The sequence below is a fragment of the Janthinobacterium sp. UMAB-60 genome (genome assembly GCF_900095235.1).
Taxonomy (GTDB): domain Bacteria; phylum Pseudomonadota; class Gammaproteobacteria; order Burkholderiales; family Burkholderiaceae_D; genus Janthinobacterium.
In genome coordinates this window covers 261,115-278,010 of sequence record NZ_LT607482.1, presented here as the reverse complement: position 1 = coordinate 278,010, position 16,896 = coordinate 261,115, and the positions used below count along the sequence as shown (strand labels likewise).

Sequence of the window (16,896 nt, the reverse complement as noted above, 5' to 3'; positions counted from 1 at the left end):
GGCTTAACCCTTCTGGTCTTTCAGCTGTTCGCGGCGCTTTTCCTGCAATTCGCGCTCGCGCGCATCGATCACGGCCTGGTCATAAAAAGTCGCGTCCGTCGACTTGCGGGCGATGGTCAGCTGGTCCAGCGCGGCCATGGTGGCGCCCTGCAACACATAGGATTCGGCCAGCGCCATGTGCTGCAAAGTCATCTTGCCCTGGTCCGCATAGGATTTCGCCAGTAAATCATACAGTTCCGGTTCTTCCTTGTAGAGCTGCACCTGGTCGCGCAGATACAAGGTAGCCTGCTCCAGCTTGCCGGCAGCCATCAGTGCTTCCGCATACTGATGGGCAATGCCGCGCGAGAGGGGGAACTGCTGGCGCGCCGCATCCGCCGCCTTCAGGGCTTGCTGCGCCACTTCCTTCTTTTGCGCCGGCATCAACAGCACTTCCAGCCCCATCGCCGCCAGCAGCGAGTTCGGCGCCTGCGTGCCGCCCGAGGTAAACACATTCGGCCCGGCCGGCTGGTGCAGGGCGGCATTGGCGGCATCGAGTTCCTTCTGCGCCTCCGCCGGCTTGCCCTGCTTGACGGCGACAAAGGACAGGCCGTAATGGGCAGCCACCACCTGGAAACGGCTTTGCTGTTCCAGCTGCGTCTTGAAGACGGCCGTGGCATTCAACAGGCCTTGCACGCTTTCATCCTGCAGCACGCGGGCACGCGCGCGGGCCAGGTGAAAACTCAGGCTGTCCGGACGCTGCTTGTACGGTTGCTCGCGGATACGCGCCTGGATATCGGCGATGCGTTCCGTCGTCAGCGGGTGGGTCTGCAGATAGGCGGGCACCAGGTCGCTGTACGAACGGCTGGCCGCCTGCATGCGGCCGAAGAAGGCCACCATGCCGGTGGTGTCGAAACCGGCTTCGCCCATGATCTGGAAGCCGATGCGGTCGGCCTCGCGCTCGGCATCGCGGCCAAAATTGAGCTGGCGCTGGATGGCCAGGCCCTGGCCGGCGGCAAACACGCCCAGCGCCACGTCGCCGCCCGCGCGCGACGCCAGCGCCGCCAGCAACATGGCCGCCAGCGGCATCAGCGCATCCTGGCGCTGCTGGCCCAGCATGCGCGCGATATGGCGCTGCGCCACGTGGCCGATCTCGTGCGACAGCACAGACGCCAGTTCCGCCTCCGTTTGCGCCGCCAGCACCAGGGCCGAATGCACGCCGATGAAGCCGCCCGGCAAGGCAAACGCGTTCAACTGGGGATCGCGCACGGCAAAGAAGAAATAGTCGTAATTCGTTTCGCCGCGCACGCTGGGGCGCGCCGCCACGAGGGCGTTGCCGAAAGTGTTCAGGTATTCCAGCAGCGGGGCGTCATCGAGGTAATCGCGGTCGCCGCGGATGCCGCGCATGATTTCCTCGCCGATCTTGCGCTCCATCGCCGGCGACAGGTCTACGCGCGAGGTATCGCCCAGGTTCGGCAGGTTCGGCGCCGGCGGCACGGCCAGCGGCGTCCAGCTGCTGGCCGTGGTCGCCGTGATGGCGGCCGGCGCCGCCGGTGCGGACGTATAGGTTTGCGCCAGCGCACATGGCGCCGCCAGCCAGAATGCAGCCAGCATGGATGCGCGCCGGGAGCGGCGCAGCCATGCCGCAGCGGCGTTTTCAAGGACGATAGGAAGGGGAGTTTTTGAATTCACGGGTGCTATCATACCTTGTTAGCGGCGCCCATTCTCACGCGACAAGCATGCGCCATGCCAGTGCTATGACGCCGTGGCCGGGCGTGCCGCATCTCCACTCCTTACCTATTTTGACGCCATGACAACAGCAGACAAGCAAGCCCCCGCCGGAGAACTGACCCATTTTGACGCCACGGGCCAGGCCCATATGGTCGATGTGGGCAGCAAGGAAGACACGCGCCGCAGCGCCGTGGCCGCCGGCACCATCCGCATGCAGCCCGCCACCCTGACATTGATCATTTCCGGCCATGCGAAAAAGGGCGACGTGCTGGGCATCGCCCGCATCGCCGCCATCATGGGCGCCAAGCGCACCAGCGACCTGATTCCCCTGTGCCACCCGCTGGCCCTCACGCGCGTCACCGTCGACTTCGAAGTGGATGAAGCGGCCAACAGCGTGCACTGCCGCGCCCAGGTCGATACCACCGGCAAGACGGGCGTGGAAATGGAAGCGCTCACTTCCGTGCAAATCGGCTTGCTGACGATTTACGACATGTGCAAGGCCGTCGACCGGGGCATGGTCATGACGAATGTGCGCGTGCTGGAAAAGCATGGCGGCAAGTCGGGCGACTGGCACGCCGAGGTGTAACTATGCCAGCTGGCGCGCCAGCTGGCCCAGGACGCGGCGCAGGTCGCACAGCAGCCAGACGGCACTGGCCAGGCACAGCACGATGATGGCCACGGACAGGGGCAAGTGGAATTGTTCCAGCCCTGCCAGCGCAAAGCCGGCATGAATCAGGCAGGTTCCCACGCCCAGCGCGGCGCACACACAAGCGTACAGGGCCGCCCGCGGGGTGGCCAGCAGCACGTGCCGGTAACCGACCAGCACCAGCGCAATCGCCGCCAGGTTAAACAACAGGAAACCCTGTATGCCGCCCGGCACATGGAACATTTCCCATTCGCGCCAGTACGCCGCATCGACCTGATGCAGGATCAACAACAACATCGTCCAGAAATAGCTGCGTGCCATAAGATTTACATTCGTCAATATTGACGCAATTGTAAAGCCAGAACCGCGCACCGGCACGCGTCCATGGCATTTTTCCATGCGAATATGAATTTCATTGATATGAGTGCTTTTTCATCAAGAAATCATGCATACTGCGATTCGACCATATCGAGATGAGCATCGCATGACAAGCAACAAGCCCGCCGCGGAAAGCAAGCTCCAGGACTTCGAATTCGAGGCGATGAATCTGCAGGTGGGCGGACGCATCCAGTTCATCACGCACCGCACCATCAAGCCCATCCAGCATTTCTCGACCCTGATCGGCTATGTGAAAGACGAGTACCTGATCGTCAAGATTCCCATGGAAAACGGCACCGCCATCGTGCTCAACGAGGGCGACAAGCTGACCATCCGCGTGTTTTCCGGCGTCACCGTGTGTTCGTTTGCCTGCAGCGTGCTGCGCATCTTTGGCCGCCCGCTCAATTATGTGCACCTGAGCTTTCCCGACGCCATCCAGGGCACCAGCCTGCGCACGGCCATGCGCGTGAAAGTGGACATTCCGGCGCAGCTGAGCTACCGCGACGTGGCGGCCGTGCCCGTGTTCATCGTCAACCTCAGCGTCTCGGGGGCGCTGATCGAGGCGCCCAGCATGCTCACGCCGGACGACGAGGGCGTCGCGCTCAGCTTTACCCTGCTGGTGCAGCCGAACAAGCATCAAATGCGCGTCAACACGCGCGCGCGCATCCAGAACGTCAGCGTGGGCAAGCCGTCGAATGGCAATGCGGCCGACGTCGCCGAAATCTATACGTATGGCGTGCAATTCATCGACCTGGAACCGACCCACTACACCCTGCTGCAAAACCTCACGTATGAAGCGCTGATCGCGGACCGGCAAAAAATCGTCTGACACTGGCACGGCAGGCAGCGCTCACTGCGTCGCCACCACCTTGGGAATATTGTTCCTGGTAATGGCTTCCTTCGCCGCCGCATTCGTCACGCTGGTGCTGTTAAACCAGCTCAGGCTGCTGGAGCCGACCTGCAACTCCATGCTCACCGTCTGGCCACCCATGCCGCTGCCCATGTCGCCCGCCAGGGTCAGCTCGATATTGCCCTTGTCGACCTTGGCACTGGCCACTTCGCGCGTCGGGCTGAACAGGGGAATGGCGCTGGGCGCGGCCTCGGTGGGCGTGCTGCAAGCGGTCGCCAGTCCTCCGTTTTCCTGCACGCACAGGGCCACGGCCGTTTTCAACGGGGCAGCGGCGGCCAGCACGTTGCTGACCTTGGCCCGCATCGTATAGTCGCCATACTGGGGAATGGCCACGGCCGCCAGGATGCCGGCGATGGCCACCACGATCATCAGTTCTATCAGGGTAAATCCGCTCTGCGCGCGCATCGTCGCCTCCCATGGTGCCTTGTGCACGCCAGGTACGGTGCAAGCGCCATGCCAGCGGCGCGCCCGGGCAACGGCGGTGCACGTGGAAAGAAAAGCGACACTTTTTGGCATACGCGGCCCAACTGCGTCAGGCGGCGTCCTCGGACAGTCCTTTCTTTTCCGCAAAATAGGGATAGGCCAGAGGCAACAGCAGCAAGGTAAAGAAGGTAGCCGACACGATGCCGCCCACGATCACCACGGCGAACGGGCGCTGGGTTTCCGAGCCGATACCGTGCGACAGCGCCGCCGGCAGCAAGCCCAGGCCTGCCATCAATGCCGTCATCAGAATGGGCCGCAAGCGCGCCACGGCGCCGGCGATGGCACTATCGACGGCACTCGCGTTGTGCCGGGCTATCTCGACGATCTGCTCGACCATGATGACGCCGTTCTGCACCGATATACCGGCCACGGCAATGAAGCCAACGGCCGCCGAGACGGAAAAATGCAGGCCGACCAGCGCCAGGCCCAGGATGCCGCCGATCATGGTAAATGGCACGATGGACAGGATCAGCATGGCCTTGCGCACGGACCGGAAGGCCCAGAACAGCAGCGAAAATATCATCAGCGCGGTGATCGGCACGATCACTTCCAGGCGCTTCACGGCGCGCTGCTGGTTTTCGAACTGCCCGCCCCAGGTGATCTGGTAGCCCGGCGGCAGGTGCACGAGGCGCGCCACTTTTTCTTGAGCCTCCGCAACGAAACTGCCCTGGTCGCGGCCCAGCAGGTTGGCCTTGACGGACGCATTGCGCCCGCCCGCTTCGCGGCTGATGCGGGCCGCGCCTTGGCGCACCTCGATGTGCGCCAGCTCGGCCAGCGCCACCGTGCCGGTGGCGCCCGGCAAATTGACCGGCAGGGCGCCGACGGCATCGACGGAGTCGCGCGCCGCTTCCTTCAGGCGCACGGTAATGTCGAAACGCCGGTCGCCTTCGAAATACGCGTTGACGACGTTGCCCGCCAGCGCCGTCTGGATCGCCGTGTTGACATCGGCCACGTTGACGCCCAGGCGGGCGATGCGCTCGCGGTCGATAACGATGTCGAGTTCGCTCTGTCCGCCGATTTTTACGGCGCCCACGTCGGCCGCACCCGCAATGCCGCTCAGGATGCCGGCGATCTGCTCGCTCTTTTGCGTCAGCACGTCCAGGTCGGGACCGTAAATCTTCACGGCAATTTCGCCCTTCACGCCGGACAGCGCCTCTTCCACATTGTCTTCGATGACTTGCGAAAAGTTCGTCGGCACGCCGGGCAAGGTGCGTATCTTCGCCGACATATCGGCCACCAGCGCCTCCTTGTCCGCAAAGCGCCAGCTGCCGCGCGGTTTCAGGTCCGCCAGGATTTCCATGTTGTTGCTGCCCTTGGGATCGGTGCCGTCGTCGGGCCGGCCCACGTGCGAGATAACATTCCCCACTTCCGGGTAGGACAGGATGATGGCGCGTACCTGCTGCTCGACGGCGCGCGTCTTTTCCAGCGAACTGGAGGTCGGCAGGCTGACCGTCAGCCACAGGTTGCCTTCGTCGAGCTTGGGCAGGAACTCGCTGCCGAGTAGCGGTGCCAGCGCCAGGGTCACCACCAGCGCCAGCACCGAGGCGAGCATGACGAAATTGCGCTGGCGCTGGGCCGCCGCCAGCAGGCGGCCGTAACCGTCCTGGATGCGCTGCAGCCAGGCGCTGTGCTTTTCCGCCATCGGGTGGCGGCGCATGGTCCAGGCCAGCAAGGTCGGAATCAGCGTCATGGTCAGGATGATGGCGCCCAGCATGGCAAAGCTCAGCGTAAACGCCACGGGCGAGAAGATCTTGCCTTCCACGCGCTGGAAGGTGTAGATGGGAATGAAGGCGACAATAATGATGGCCTTGGCAAACAGGATGGGGTGACCCAGGTCGACCACCGTCTGCTTCAGGGTGCGCTCGCGCAGGGAGGCATCATGCCGCCCCTGCTCGCCCAGCAGGGCCAGCCGTACCAGCAATGCTTCGACCAGCACCACGGCGCTGTCGATGATGATGCCGAAGTCGACCGCGCCCAACGAAATCAGGTTGGCGGGAATGCCGCGCGCATCAAGCATGATGAAGGCGAACAGCAACGACAGGGGAATCACGGCCGCGACGATCAGGGCGGCGCGCCAGTTGCCCAGGAAAATTACCAGGATGGCGATCACCAGCGCCGCGCCCAGGAGCAGGTTTTCCGCCACCGTGTGTACCGTGTGGCCGATCAGTTCCGTGCGGTCGTAGATCGTGCGCAAATGCACGCCTTTCGGCAGGCGCGCATCGAGGCCGGCGATGGCCAGCTTGACGTCGGCCACCACCTTGGCGGCGTTGCTGCCCTTGCTCATCTGCACGATGCCTTCCACCACGCTGTTTTCACGGTTGAAGGCCACCACGCCGGAACGGGGGCGATTGCCCACGGTCACTTCGGCCAGGTCCGACACGAGCACCGTGCGCCCGCCCTTGGCGCTGACGATGACGCGGCCGATATCGTCGATGCTGCCAAAGATACCGATGCCGCGCACCACCAGCGCCTCGTCGCCGCGGCGCACCAGGCCGCCACCCACATTGGCGCTGTTATTGTTCAAGGCCGCGCTGAGCTGGTCGATGGTGACGCCATAGCGCTGCAGGGCGGCCGGGTCGACCTGCACCTGGTATTCCTTGACAGTGCCGCCGAAGCTGACGACATCGGCCACGCCGGGTACGATGCGCAGCGCAGGCCGCACGACCCAGTCCTGCAAGGCCCGCACTTCGTTCGCATCCATGCCCGGCGGTGCCTCGATCACATAGCGGAAGATTTCACCGACCGCCGTCGACAAGGGCGCCAGGCTCGCCTGCACGCCCGTGGGCAGCGTGACATTCTGCAATTTTTCCAGCACTTGCTGGCGCGCAAAATAATCGTCCGTGCCATCGGCAAAGGTCAGGGTCACCACGGACAGGCCGGTAATCGTCACGGAACGCAGCTGCGTCTGCTGCGGCACGCCACTCATTTCGCGTTCGATGGGCAAGGTGACGTTGCGTTCGACTTCCTCCGGCGCCTGGCCCGGATACTGCGTGACGATCTGCACCTGCACGTCCTGCACGTCGGGAAAGGCTTCGATGGGCAGGTTGCTCAGCGCGCGGTAGCCGAAGACGGCCAGCGCCGCCGTCAGGATCAGCACGAAAACGCGCTGCGCCAGGACAAAATCGATCAGCTTAGCGAGCATTGGTGGCCACCTCGGCGTTGAGCAGGAAGGCGCCTTCCGTGACGACCCGTTCGCCGGCGCTCACGCCCGCATCGACAAAGCTGCTGTCGCGTCCCTTGATGCGCACGTTCACGCGGCGTTTTTCAAACGTGCCTGGCTGTTTTTCCACGAAGACATAGCTGTGCACGCCTTCTGCGAACAGGCTGGTATTGGGCAAGGCCACGGCCAGGACGCCGCCATCGCCGGCCAGGAAGGAGGCGCGCGCGAACATTTCCGGCTTCAGGGCGCCATCGGCGTTGTCCAGCGTGCAACGCACCTGGATGCGCCGCGTCTGCGGGTCCAGCACCGGCGCCACATGCGCCACCGTGGCGCTGAAGCGGCGCCCCGGGTAGGCATCCGTCTCGACACTGACGGCCTGTCCCTGGCGCACGCTGGCGAGGGCGCTTTCCGGCACGTCGACCAGCAGCCACAGGCGGCGCAAGTCGCTGATGACGAACAGGGGCGCGGGCGCGTCGGGACGCACTTCCTGGCCCGGGTTGATCTGGCGGTCGGCGATGGTGCCGGCCAGCGGCGCGCGCAGCGTGTAGCGGCCATTGTCGCTGCCGACCGCGTTCAGGCTATGCATGCGCAAGGCCGCACGCCGCGTTTCCGCGCGTGCCTGCTGGAAATCGGCATCGGCCGACTCATAATCCTTGCGCGCCAGCACCTCTCCGCGGAACAGTGTGTCGGCGCGCTGATAGGCCAGTTGCTTGCGCACTTCGTCGGACTGGGCTTTGCGCCAGTCGGCCTCGGCACTGGCCAGGTCGGGAGAATCGAGGTCGGCCAGCAAGGCGCCGCGCGCCACGCGCTCGCCACTATCGGCATGCAACGCCAGCACGCGGCCCAGCACGGGCGAACTGACGCGCGTGGTGACGTTTTCATCGTAGGCGATGCGTCCGTTCAGGGCGGCGCTGGCCGGCAGCGGCACCGCACTCACTGCGGCGATTTTCAGCGTCGCCATCTGCGGCGCATTCGCGGCAAAATGCAGCACGCCGGGCGCGGCAACGCTGCTGGCCACGGCGGCGGCAGGCAAAGCGGCGGCGTGCGCCCGTTGCAGATACTGCACGCCCGCGGCGGACCCGCCGCACAACAGGACGAACAGGGCGCCATAAGTCAAAGTACTGCGCGATATCATGGTGTCGTACTTTCAAGAGATGCGGTGGGAAAGGATGCCTGCCAGGCGGCCAGCGCCTTGGCGTAGTCACTGCGGGCGGCCAGTGCGTCAAGCTGCACGGCGCGGTAGCTGCGCCGCACATCGAGTACATCGGCGATCGGCAGGGCGCCATGCTGGTAAGCGAATTCCGCCGCCTGGGCCGACTTTTGCGCGGCCGGCAGCAAGCTGTCGTCGATGCGTTGCAAGCGCTCGCCATTGCTGCGCATGTCGAGTACAGAACGGCTCAGCTCCGCCCTGGCCAGGATGCGCGCCTGCTCGAGGTTTTCCTGCGCCAGGTCCAGCGCCACCTGGGCACTACGGATCTCGCCGTCATACTGGTAGCGCAGAAAGAGCGGTACCTGCAGGGAAATACCGAAGCTGTTGCCGCTGCCTTGTGGATTGCTGGCGCTGGTCGGGTAATGTTCAGCCTGCACGCCGATGGAAACGTCACGCGTGCGCGAGGCAAGCGCCAGCTTGTGTGCCGACAGGGCCGCGGCCACCCTCGCCTGCGCCGCCATCACATCGGGGCGATGCGCAATGGCTGCCTCGGCCGGATCGGCCTGCGCCAGGGTGGTGGCTGCGACTGCGGGCCAGCCATCGGCAAGCGGCAGCTGCGCCTGGCGGTTGTCGATACCGGTCAGCAAGGCCAGCGCCAGGCGCGTACGCGCGACATCGCTGCGCGCCTGCGCCGTATCGTTGCTGGCGCGCAGCGCTTCAACTTGCAGCCGCGCCACGTCAGCCGGCGACACATCACCCGCCTGTCGCTTCTTCTGCGCCACCTCGACGGTGCGCTGGTACAACTGCGCCGTATCATTGAGGATGGTCAGGCGCTCGCCCGCCGCCAGCGCATCGTAATAAGCCTGGCTGACAGCGAGACGCAACTGGCGCCGCGCCTCGCGCACGTCTTCGCGCGCGCCCTCTTCCTGATGCAGTGCACCGTCGCGGCGCAGGCCGCGCTTGCCGCCCCGCTCCAGCAACTGGTCGATGCGCACACTGCTGTCGACGGTCTTGCTGCGCAAGCTGCCTGCGCCCACGCCAAGGCCGGGGTTGATGTTCATCGTCTGCACCGTCAACATGGGATTGGGCGCGGCGGCGGCGCTGGTCACGGCAGCGGCGGCACTGTCAAGCGCCAGTGCCGACACGCGTACGTCGTGGTTGCGTTCGAGCGCAACGCGCTGCAACTGCTCCAGCCCCAGGCTGTCCTCCAGCGGGGTCTGCGCATGCAGGATCAGTGGCAGGAACAACGGCAACAACGCCGCTGGCCACCGTAAACATTTCATGGACATGATGTTTGCTTTCACATTCTCTTGGAATTTAATCGCTGTCAGCGGGCAATAATCTGGACATGCGCGACAAATGACCTCTCCCGCAATCCTCTGGCCACAACTCGACCTGCACGCCAGGCCTGGCGTCGATCTCCGGCGGCACCTCGGCTACCGCCGTGCGCATGACGCGCACATGGTGGTAGCGCAACTCGACAAAATGGCGGCTCGCCAATTCGGCGTCGGACAAGCGCGCCAGACAGGCTGGCAAATCGGCGGTGCGTCCGGGTGCGTACGCAGCGACGACCCAGGCGCGCTTTGCGCCCTGCCGCCAGTCCACCTTGGGCGCCTCGGCACAGGCGCACAACAGCAACAGGCATAGCGCGGCCACGCCCGGTTTCATGGCATCCATAGGGTAGTTTTCCGATGTAGAAAGTAGGCACGCACGCGGCGCGCGAAGGTGAAGCTGACAGGCCGAATCATAGGCGCGCGGTGCACCGAACGGTGTTACAAGTTGGTAATGTCACATGCCTGTCATGGCCCACGCGAGCGGGCACGTAGACGGTAACGAGGTGTCGCGGGATAGGGCGAGCGGTTGGCAGGAAGGGGGATGCAAAGGACAAAAAAAGGAGCCGAAGCTCCTTTTTTGCATTGCGTGAACCAGGCTGGAATTACAGCATGGCTTTCAGCAGACGCGCCATTTCCGACGGGTTTTTGGTCACGGTGATGCCGCAAGCTTCCATGATTTCCAGCTTGGCTTGTGCCGTATCGGCACCGCCCGAGATCAGCGCGCCGGCGTGGCCCATGCGCTTGCCTGGAGGAGCCGTCACGCCAGCGATGAAGCCGACGACCGGTTTTTTCATGTTGTCTTTGATCCAATACGCCGCGTTGGCTTCGTCCGGACCGCCGATTTCGCCGATCATGATGACCGCGTCGGTATCTGGATCATCATTGAACATCTTCATGATGTCGATGTGCTTCAGACCGTTGATCGGGTCGCCGCCGATGCCGACTGCCGACGATTGGCCCAGGCCCAGTGCGGTCAGCTGACCCACTGCTTCATAGGTCAGGGTACCCGAACGCGATACCACGCCGATGCGGCCTTTTTTATGGATGTGACCTGGCATGATGCCGATCTTGATTTCGTCTGGCGTGATCAAGCCTGGGCAGTTAGGGCCCAGCAGCAAGGTTTTGCTGCCCGACTTGGCCATACGGTCTTTCAAGGCCATCATGTCACGGACAGGAATGCCTTCGGTGATGCAAATGGCCAGATCCATTTCAGCTTCGACAGCTTCCCAGATCGCCGCTGCCGCGCCTGCTGGCGGCACGTAGATCACGGAAACGTTGGCGCCGGTTTCTTTTTTCGCTTCGGTGACGCTAGCGAAAATAGGAATGCCTTCGAAGTCTTCGCCGGCTTTCTTCGGGTTCACGCCTGCCACGAAGGCAGCTTTGCCGTTCGCGTAGTCGCGGCAACCGCGGGTGTGGAACTGGCCGGTCTTGCCGGTGATCCCTTGGGTTACGACTTTGGTATCTTTATTGATCAGAATGGACATGTTGATTCCTTAATTAAGCTTGACCGGCAGCAGCGGCAACGACGCTCTTGGCTGCATCTTCCATGGTGTCGGCTGCGATGATAGGCAGACCGGAATCGGCCAGCATCTTTTTGCCCAGATCTTCGTTGGTGCCCTTCATGCGCACCACCAGCGGTACGTTCAGCGAGACGGCTTTCACCGCGGCGATGACGCCTTCGGCGATCACGTCGCAACGCATGATGCCGCCGAAAATGTTCACCAGGATGGCTTTCAGGCCTGGGTTTTTCAGCATGATCTTGAACGCTTCGGTCACTTTTTCTGCCGTCGCGCCGCCGCCGACGTCCAGGAAGTTGGCTGGCTCGCCGCCGAACAGTTTGATCGTGTCCATGGTGGCCATGGCCAGGCCGGCGCCGTTCACCAGGCAACCGATGTTGCCGTCGAGCGAAATGTAGGCCAGGTCGAATTTCGACGCTTCGATTTCAGCTGGATCTTCTTCGTCCAGATCGCGCAGGGCGACGATTTCCGGATGACGGAACAGGGCGTTCGGGTCAAAGTTGAACTTGGCGTCCAGGGCGATGACTTTGCCGCTGCCGGTGACGATCAGCGGATTGATTTCGGCCAGCGAGCAGTCGGTTTCCCAGTACGCTTTGTACAGGCCTTGCAGGTTGACGCGGGCGTCGACGATGGAACCGGCAGGCACGCCGATTTTGGTCGCGATGTCGTCTGCCTGGGCATCGGTCAGGCCAACGCTAGGCTCGATGGTGACGTGGTGGATCTTCTCAGGGTGGCTCTCGGCCACTTCTTCGATGTCCATGCCGCCTTCGGACGAAGCCATCAGGACGATTTTCTGGGTGACGCGGTCGGTGACCAGCGAAACGTACAGTTCCTGTTTGATGTCGGCGCCTTCTTCCACCAGCAGGCGGTTGACTTTCTGGCCTTCGGCGCTGGTCTGGTGCGTGATCAGCTGCATGCCCATGATCTGGTCAGCGTATTCTTTGACCTGTTCGATCGATTTTGCCACTTTCACGCCGCCGCCCTTGCCGCGGCCACCTGCGTGGATCTGCGCCTTGACGACCCATACCGGGCCGCCCAGGGTTTCCGCAGCCTTGACGGCTTCGTCGACGGACATGCACGGAATGCCGCGTGGTACCGTCACTCCATACTGCCGGAGGATTTCTTTGGCTTGATACTCATGGATTTTCATGCTGGCTTCCCTTCTGATACTGATTTGTAAAAATACGGTTAGTGGTGCAAAAAAACAGGAAATACAGCGCCGGGGTCACGCTTTGGCTACCCAGCGCGGGTAATACTGTGCAACTGCCCCGCCATCGGTGCGCAGGGCGTGACACTTGTCGAGTTGAAACGGCTTTTCATGCGACAAATCAGCATTCTCACCGTCGCGGGTCGACCAGACATCACCGGCAAATGCCTGAACCGTCGCAGTCGGCAAGACTTGCGCCAGTTCGGTCAAATGGGTACAGCCGGCGATTCCCGCCAGGCGCTGTTTCAAGTCGCGGCGGAAATTCTTCAATAAATTCAAACCGATCAGCGCCCTGTAAGCGGGGCCGATGGTATCGCAAAAACCGGGATAGGGCACGGCATCGGAGGCGGCTTCGGCCTCGACGATGGTCAGTTCGCGATCGACGGTAATGCGTAAATGGAGGTCATGCAGGGGAGTGCCGGCGGGACGGGGGCCGGAGGCCAGGGTCGCGTCATAGCTTTTGATATCGGTGATACGGGCGTCGATATCCCACAGGCCGTCGTCGCGCATATACGCTTGGACGTCGATAACGCGGGAGTGCCGTAGGGCGCGCCGGGATACGGGAGTTGACAGGGGCATAAGACCGATGCCGCTTGCGCGGCCAAAATTTAGTAAGCAGCCATGTGCCTAAAGCACTCTGTTCGCAGCTTCTACGAACAGCAACCGCACCTGCGGCGCCGCAAAAACCCTAAAAGTGTAGCACATTGGACGCAGGTTGCGCCGCAACATAATTTTTCATTGCTTCGTTAAAAACATTTCAAATTATAAATAGAAAACAGTGATTTTCATGAAGTCATTCACAAAACAAATGATTGATATCATAAAAATCACTGTCATTGCCATGACACGAGAGGCGTCGGCATCAGCCTCAATCGGCCACGCCCAGTGCCTGCAGGATGGGCAGCACGGTGACGCGGAAGCTTTCCGCCTGCACGGCCAGTTCAGCCAGGTTGTCTTCTTCCGTCGTCAGCACCGTGCCATTGCGCACCATGGTTTGCTGCAGTGCGCGGAAAGCCTGCCAGGCAAATGCCGCCCAGGTGTCGGCCTCCTGATGCCCTTCCAGTCTGGCCAGCAGGAACAACTGTTGCAGATGCAACACACCCACGCCGCCGCCCGTCACCGGACTGGCCAACGCGGCCAGGTCGGTGCGGCCCAGGGCCTTTTCCAGCAGATGCCGGTTCAGCCTGGCCGTAGCCGGCCGCGCCAGTGCGATCGCCGCGTCATCCTGCACTGGCGAGATGCAGGCTTTATGTGCCAGCACCAGCAACATCTGCAGCAGGCTGCCCAGGTCGGCCAGCAAACGCTGTTGCAGTTCGGCTATGGTATGGGGCTTGCAGTCACCGAGCAGTTCCAGCAGGGGGCCATACACGGCCGGGTCCAGATCGGCCTCGCCCAAGGCGCCCGTCACCTTCATGGCGATCTGCTCGACCGGCGCCACCAGCAGGATGCGTATGGCGCGCAGGGCGGCAGCCTGTTCATGGGCGCTCAGCTTGCGGCTGCCCTTGACCCAGTAATCCTGGCGAAACTGCCGGTTCAGCATGAAATCGGCGGTGTTCTCGCGGAACGTGGCATCCGGAATCTGCGCCAGGAAAGCCAGGTGTTCGGGCGAGAAATTGAGCGGGGCAACATGATCGGGGTAGGCGGCCGAACCGGCAAACTCGAGCTTGGCCGCGGCCAGCACCGGCTTGATGGCCGAAAACGATACCGGTTGCCAGTAATGATTGAAGTACTCGTGGGACAGGTAGTTCGGATCCTGCTCACTAATCTGTTGCAGCCGCAGGGCGATGCTGGGATTGGCCAGCAGATAGCGCGGCTTGGTCTCCATCAGGCGGTTGACGAAGGAGAGCGCGCTGCCCACGCGCGTCAGCGAATCCTGCCCCGGCGCGCTCAGCACGCGGCTGTGCTGCTCCATCAGGTCGCGGATCGGCGCCATCGCAGCCCAGCCCGCCTGCGTGTTGTAACTGATGTACAGCACGCCACCCGGCTTGAGCTTGCGCGCCAGGAAATCGGCGATATGCGCCTGGTTTTCCGGCGAGATCCAGCTCCAGATACCGTGCAGGGCGATGAAATCGAAGTCAGGCAGGTCGGTGCGGGCGCAAAAATCCTGGAACGCTTGCTCCGACAGCACGGCGCCATTGCCGGAGACCTCGGCCAGTTCCTGCGCAAAGGCGGTCTGGGCCGGATTGAAATCGGTGCCATACCAGCGTGTGCGGGACGCCGCGGCATGGATATTGACGGTCATGCCCTGACCAAACCCGAGTTCGCATGCGGTGCTGACCTTCGGCGGCTGTATGCCCCAGCTCAGCAGCAACAACTGTATGCGCAAGGGGTTCAATTCCGTGTAATAGCCGTAGGTGTATGCGGTTTCGGCCGTGTAGCCGGCATGCCAATTGCTCATCAGGTGTCCCGTATATCAAGTAAAAAAGCTGGGACGCAACATGCGCAGCAGCAATTGGGCAGAATAACTGATCCTTGCTGTCAAGTTAACAAATATTACTCGTCTTCGGGCTCCAGGCCTTTCAAGGCCACCTGCACGGCGCGCTGCGAAAAGCCGCGCTGCATCAGGAAGCGCACCTGCTTGTTGCGCTGTTCTGCATCCTGCGCCACTGCACCGAATTTGCGGCGCCACACTTCGCAGGCGCGCGCGGTCTCGCCTTCGGCCAGGCCCGCCTTGAGTTCCTGCAGCGCCTCGCCTTTGACTCCATGGCTTTGCAATTCCGCCATGATGCGGCTATTGCCGAAACGCGCCGAGCGGCGGTGGATCAGCGACTCGGAAAAGCGCTCCTGCGACAGCCAGTTGGCCTGCTCCAGGCTGTCGAGCAAGGCTTCCACATCATCGCCTTCCTGCGCATGCCGCTGCAGCTTGCGCCGCAATTCCATGCGGCTATGCTCGCGCATCGACAGAAAGCGTAGCGCCCTGCCCTTCAGGCTTAGTTGTACTGCAGCCATACACCCACCTTGTCTTTCATTCCACGATCACAGCACCCAAACACAATCGCCGCCCGGCGCAACAGCGCGGGACGGCGATCATGGTCCTACCTTGCGGCAAACCATGCGTAGGTCGGATTAGGCCCCTTGGGCCGTAATCCGACAACATTGTTGGCGTCTGTGGTGTTGTCGGATTACGCGCGGCTTTGCCGCGCTAATCCGACCTACTCTGGCTTGGCTTCCGCCTTGGCAGCCTTGTCGGCGGCTTTATCGGCTTTATCGGCTTTTTCCGGCTTTTCAGCAGCCAGCGGCGGCAGTTCACGCACGCCCAGCGAAGCGCGGACCTTGTTTTCGATCTCGCGGGCCAGCGCCGGACGCTCTTGCAGGAAGGCGCGGGCGTTGTCCTTGCCCTGACCGATGCGTTCGCCGTTGTAGCTGTACCACGAACCGGATTTTTCGACGATCTTGGCATCCGAGCCCAGGTCCAGGATTTCGCCTTCGCGCGAGGTGCCGGCGCCGTACAGGATGTCGAAGTGCGCTTCCTTGAACGGTGGCGCGATCTTGTTCTTGACGACCTTGACCTTGGTTTCGTTGCCGATCACTTCATCGCCGGACTTGATCGAGCCGGTGCGGCGGATGTCCAGACGCACGGAAGCGTAGAATTTCAGCGCATTGCCGCCGGTGGTGGTTTCAGGACTGCCGAACATCACGCCGATCTTCATGCGGATCTGGTTGATGAAGATAACCAGGGTATTCGTGCGGTTGATGGAACCGGTCAATTTACGCAGGGCTTGCGACATCAGGCGCGCTTGCAAGCCTGGCAGGGAATCGCCCATGTCGCCTTCGATCTCGGCGCGTGGCGTCAGTGCGGCCACGGAATCGATGACGACCAGGTCGACGCTGCCCGAACGCACGAGGGCGTCGCAGATTTCCAGCGCCTGCTCGCCCGTGTCCGGTTGCGAGATCAGCAATTCGTGCAGGTTCACGCCCAGTTTTTGCGCGTAGCCGACGTCGAGCGCGTGCTCGGCATCGATAAAGGCGCACGTGCCGCCCAATTTTTGCATTTCAGCAATGGTCTGCAGGGTCAGCGTGGTTTTACCCGACGATTCAGGACCGTAGATTTCCACCACGCGGCCGCGCGGCAAGCCGCCCACGCCCAGCGCGATATCGAGGCCGAGCGAACCGGTCGACACGACTTGCACTTCTTCGATCACCGCGCTGGCATCCATGCGCATGACCGAACCTTTGCCAAACTGCTTCTCGATCTGCGCCAGTGCGGCGGCGAGCGCCTTGGCTTTTTCCGATGCGGGTACTACAGCTTTTTTATCGTCCATATGTTCTTTCAGCCGTTCTACAGTTGCGGACTCAGTGGAATCCGGCAGCCTGCGATAGCGCCAGTGGGTTAAATTCTTTACACAGACAGTACTGTATAAAAAAACAGTGATCAATGCAAGCGGAACGTGGATTTGTTTTGAA

Annotated in this window: 15 protein-coding genes; 2 read left to right on the top strand and 13 right to left on the bottom strand. The window is 62.5% G+C overall.

What is annotated here, in order from left to right:
* Positions 1-3 precede the first annotated feature (3 nt).
* Positions 4-1,590 (bottom strand): M48 family metalloprotease, encoded by a 1,587-nt coding sequence (locus tag K0F86_RS01235; RefSeq protein ID WP_219132578.1) that lies wholly within the window; start codon positions 1,588-1,590, stop codon positions 4-6.
* Positions 1,591-1,786: 196 nt separating this feature from the next.
* Here K0F86_RS01235 and moaC point away from each other — a divergent pair, with 196 nt between their 5' ends.
* A complete protein-coding gene (gene moaC / locus K0F86_RS01230; RefSeq protein ID WP_219132577.1) occupies positions 1,787-2,293 on the top strand; it encodes a cyclic pyranopterin monophosphate synthase MoaC in 507 nt (168 codons plus the stop codon).
* On the opposite strand, the gene K0F86_RS01225 is transcribed toward moaC, so the two are convergent.
* A complete protein-coding gene (locus K0F86_RS01225; protein ID WP_219132576.1) occupies positions 2,294-2,674 on the bottom strand; it encodes a DUF6713 family protein in 381 nt (126 codons plus the stop codon). It abuts the gene before it with no gap.
* A 163-nt stretch (positions 2,675-2,837) separates the two neighbouring features.
* On the opposite strand from K0F86_RS01225, the gene K0F86_RS01220 reads away from it, so the two are divergent.
* On the top strand, positions 2,838-3,560 hold the full coding sequence (locus K0F86_RS01220; protein WP_219132575.1) for a flagellar brake protein: 723 nt from the start codon (positions 2,838-2,840) through the stop codon (positions 3,558-3,560).
* 21 nt (positions 3,561-3,581) lie between these two features.
* Here K0F86_RS01220 and K0F86_RS01215 read toward each other — a convergent pair whose 3' ends face one another.
* From K0F86_RS01215 to recA, 11 genes are all read right to left on the bottom strand, one after another.
* A complete protein-coding gene (locus K0F86_RS01215) occupies positions 3,582-4,046 on the bottom strand; it encodes a pilin (RefSeq protein ID WP_219132574.1) in 465 nt (154 codons plus the stop codon).
* A gap of 127 nt (positions 4,047-4,173) precedes the next feature.
* The gene (locus K0F86_RS01210) at positions 4,174-7,266 is read right to left on the bottom strand and encodes an efflux RND transporter permease subunit (RefSeq protein ID WP_219132573.1); all 3,093 of its coding nucleotides are present in this window, start codon (positions 7,264-7,266) and stop codon (positions 4,174-4,176) included.
* On the bottom strand, positions 7,256-8,419 hold the full coding sequence (locus K0F86_RS01205; protein ID WP_219132572.1) for an efflux RND transporter periplasmic adaptor subunit: 1,164 nt from the start codon (positions 8,417-8,419) through the stop codon (positions 7,256-7,258). Before K0F86_RS01205 ends, K0F86_RS01210 begins: the two co-directional genes overlap by 11 nt.
* The gene (locus tag K0F86_RS01200; protein WP_219132571.1) at positions 8,416-9,717 is read right to left on the bottom strand and encodes a TolC family protein; all 1,302 of its coding nucleotides are present in this window, start codon (positions 9,715-9,717) and stop codon (positions 8,416-8,418) included. The genes K0F86_RS01205 and K0F86_RS01200 overlap by 4 nt, the downstream gene beginning before the upstream one ends.
* A gap of 34 nt (positions 9,718-9,751) precedes the next feature.
* Positions 9,752-10,102, bottom strand: coding sequence for a hypothetical protein (locus K0F86_RS01195; protein ID WP_219132570.1), 351 nt, complete (start codon positions 10,100-10,102; stop codon positions 9,752-9,754).
* 268 nt (positions 10,103-10,370) lie between these two features.
* Complete coding sequence (gene sucD / locus K0F86_RS01190; RefSeq protein ID WP_065306949.1) at positions 10,371-11,252, bottom strand: succinate--CoA ligase subunit alpha; 882 nt, start codon at positions 11,250-11,252, stop codon at positions 10,371-10,373.
* Between the two features lie 13 nt (positions 11,253-11,265).
* Positions 11,266-12,435 carry an ADP-forming succinate--CoA ligase subunit beta gene (gene sucC / locus K0F86_RS01185; protein ID WP_096238002.1) on the bottom strand — a complete coding sequence of 390 codons (1,170 nt, stop codon included), beginning with the start codon at positions 12,433-12,435 and terminating at the stop codon, positions 11,266-11,268.
* Positions 12,436-12,510: 75 nt separating this feature from the next.
* On the bottom strand, positions 12,511-13,071 hold the full coding sequence (locus tag K0F86_RS01180; RefSeq protein ID WP_219132569.1) for a DUF2889 domain-containing protein: 561 nt from the start codon (positions 13,069-13,071) through the stop codon (positions 12,511-12,513).
* Positions 13,072-13,360: 289 nt separating this feature from the next.
* Positions 13,361-14,890 (bottom strand): class I SAM-dependent methyltransferase, encoded by a 1,530-nt coding sequence (locus K0F86_RS01175; RefSeq protein WP_219132568.1) that lies wholly within the window; start codon positions 14,888-14,890, stop codon positions 13,361-13,363.
* Between the two features lie 95 nt (positions 14,891-14,985).
* Positions 14,986-15,441: a recombination regulator RecX gene (gene recX / locus K0F86_RS01170; RefSeq protein ID WP_219132567.1), complete on the bottom strand. Its 456-nt coding sequence runs from the start codon at positions 15,439-15,441 to the stop codon at positions 14,986-14,988.
* A gap of 203 nt (positions 15,442-15,644) precedes the next feature.
* On the bottom strand, positions 15,645-16,754 hold the full coding sequence (gene recA / locus K0F86_RS01165; protein WP_219132566.1) for a recombinase RecA: 1,110 nt from the start codon (positions 16,752-16,754) through the stop codon (positions 15,645-15,647).
* Positions 16,755-16,896 lie beyond the last annotated feature (142 nt).

Coding starts and splice junctions, on each gene's coding strand:
- K0F86_RS01235 (WP_219132578.1), bottom strand. CDS start 1,590: ATGCTGGCTGCATTCTGGCTGGCGGCGCCATGTGCGCTGGCGCAAACC.
- moaC (WP_219132577.1), top strand. CDS start 1,787: ATGACAACAGCAGACAAGCAAGCCCCCGCCGGAGAACTGACCCATTTT.
- K0F86_RS01225 (WP_219132576.1), bottom strand. CDS start 2,674: ATGGCACGCAGCTATTTCTGGACGATGTTGTTGTTGATCCTGCATCAG.
- K0F86_RS01220 (WP_219132575.1), top strand. CDS start 2,838: ATGACAAGCAACAAGCCCGCCGCGGAAAGCAAGCTCCAGGACTTCGAA.
- K0F86_RS01215 (WP_219132574.1), bottom strand. CDS start 4,046: ATGCGCGCGCAGAGCGGATTTACCCTGATAGAACTGATGATCGTGGTG.
- K0F86_RS01210 (WP_219132573.1), bottom strand. CDS start 7,266: ATGCTCGCTAAGCTGATCGATTTTGTCCTGGCGCAGCGCGTTTTCGTG.
- K0F86_RS01205 (WP_219132572.1), bottom strand. CDS start 8,419: ATGATATCGCGCAGTACTTTGACTTATGGCGCCCTGTTCGTCCTGTTG.
- K0F86_RS01200 (WP_219132571.1), bottom strand. CDS start 9,717: ATGAAATGTTTACGGTGGCCAGCGGCGTTGTTGCCGTTGTTCCTGCCA.
- K0F86_RS01195 (WP_219132570.1), bottom strand. CDS start 10,102: ATGAAACCGGGCGTGGCCGCGCTATGCCTGTTGCTGTTGTGCGCCTGT.
- sucD (WP_065306949.1), bottom strand. CDS start 11,252: ATGTCCATTCTGATCAATAAAGATACCAAAGTCGTAACCCAAGGGATC.
- sucC (WP_096238002.1), bottom strand. CDS start 12,435: ATGAAAATCCATGAGTATCAAGCCAAAGAAATCCTCCGGCAGTATGGA.
- K0F86_RS01180 (WP_219132569.1), bottom strand. CDS start 13,071: ATGCCCCTGTCAACTCCCGTATCCCGGCGCGCCCTACGGCACTCCCGC.
- K0F86_RS01175 (WP_219132568.1), bottom strand. CDS start 14,890: ATGAGCAATTGGCATGCCGGCTACACGGCCGAAACCGCATACACCTAC.
- recX (WP_219132567.1), bottom strand. CDS start 15,441: ATGGCTGCAGTACAACTAAGCCTGAAGGGCAGGGCGCTACGCTTTCTG.
- recA (WP_219132566.1), bottom strand. CDS start 16,754: ATGGACGATAAAAAAGCTGTAGTACCCGCATCGGAAAAAGCCAAGGCG.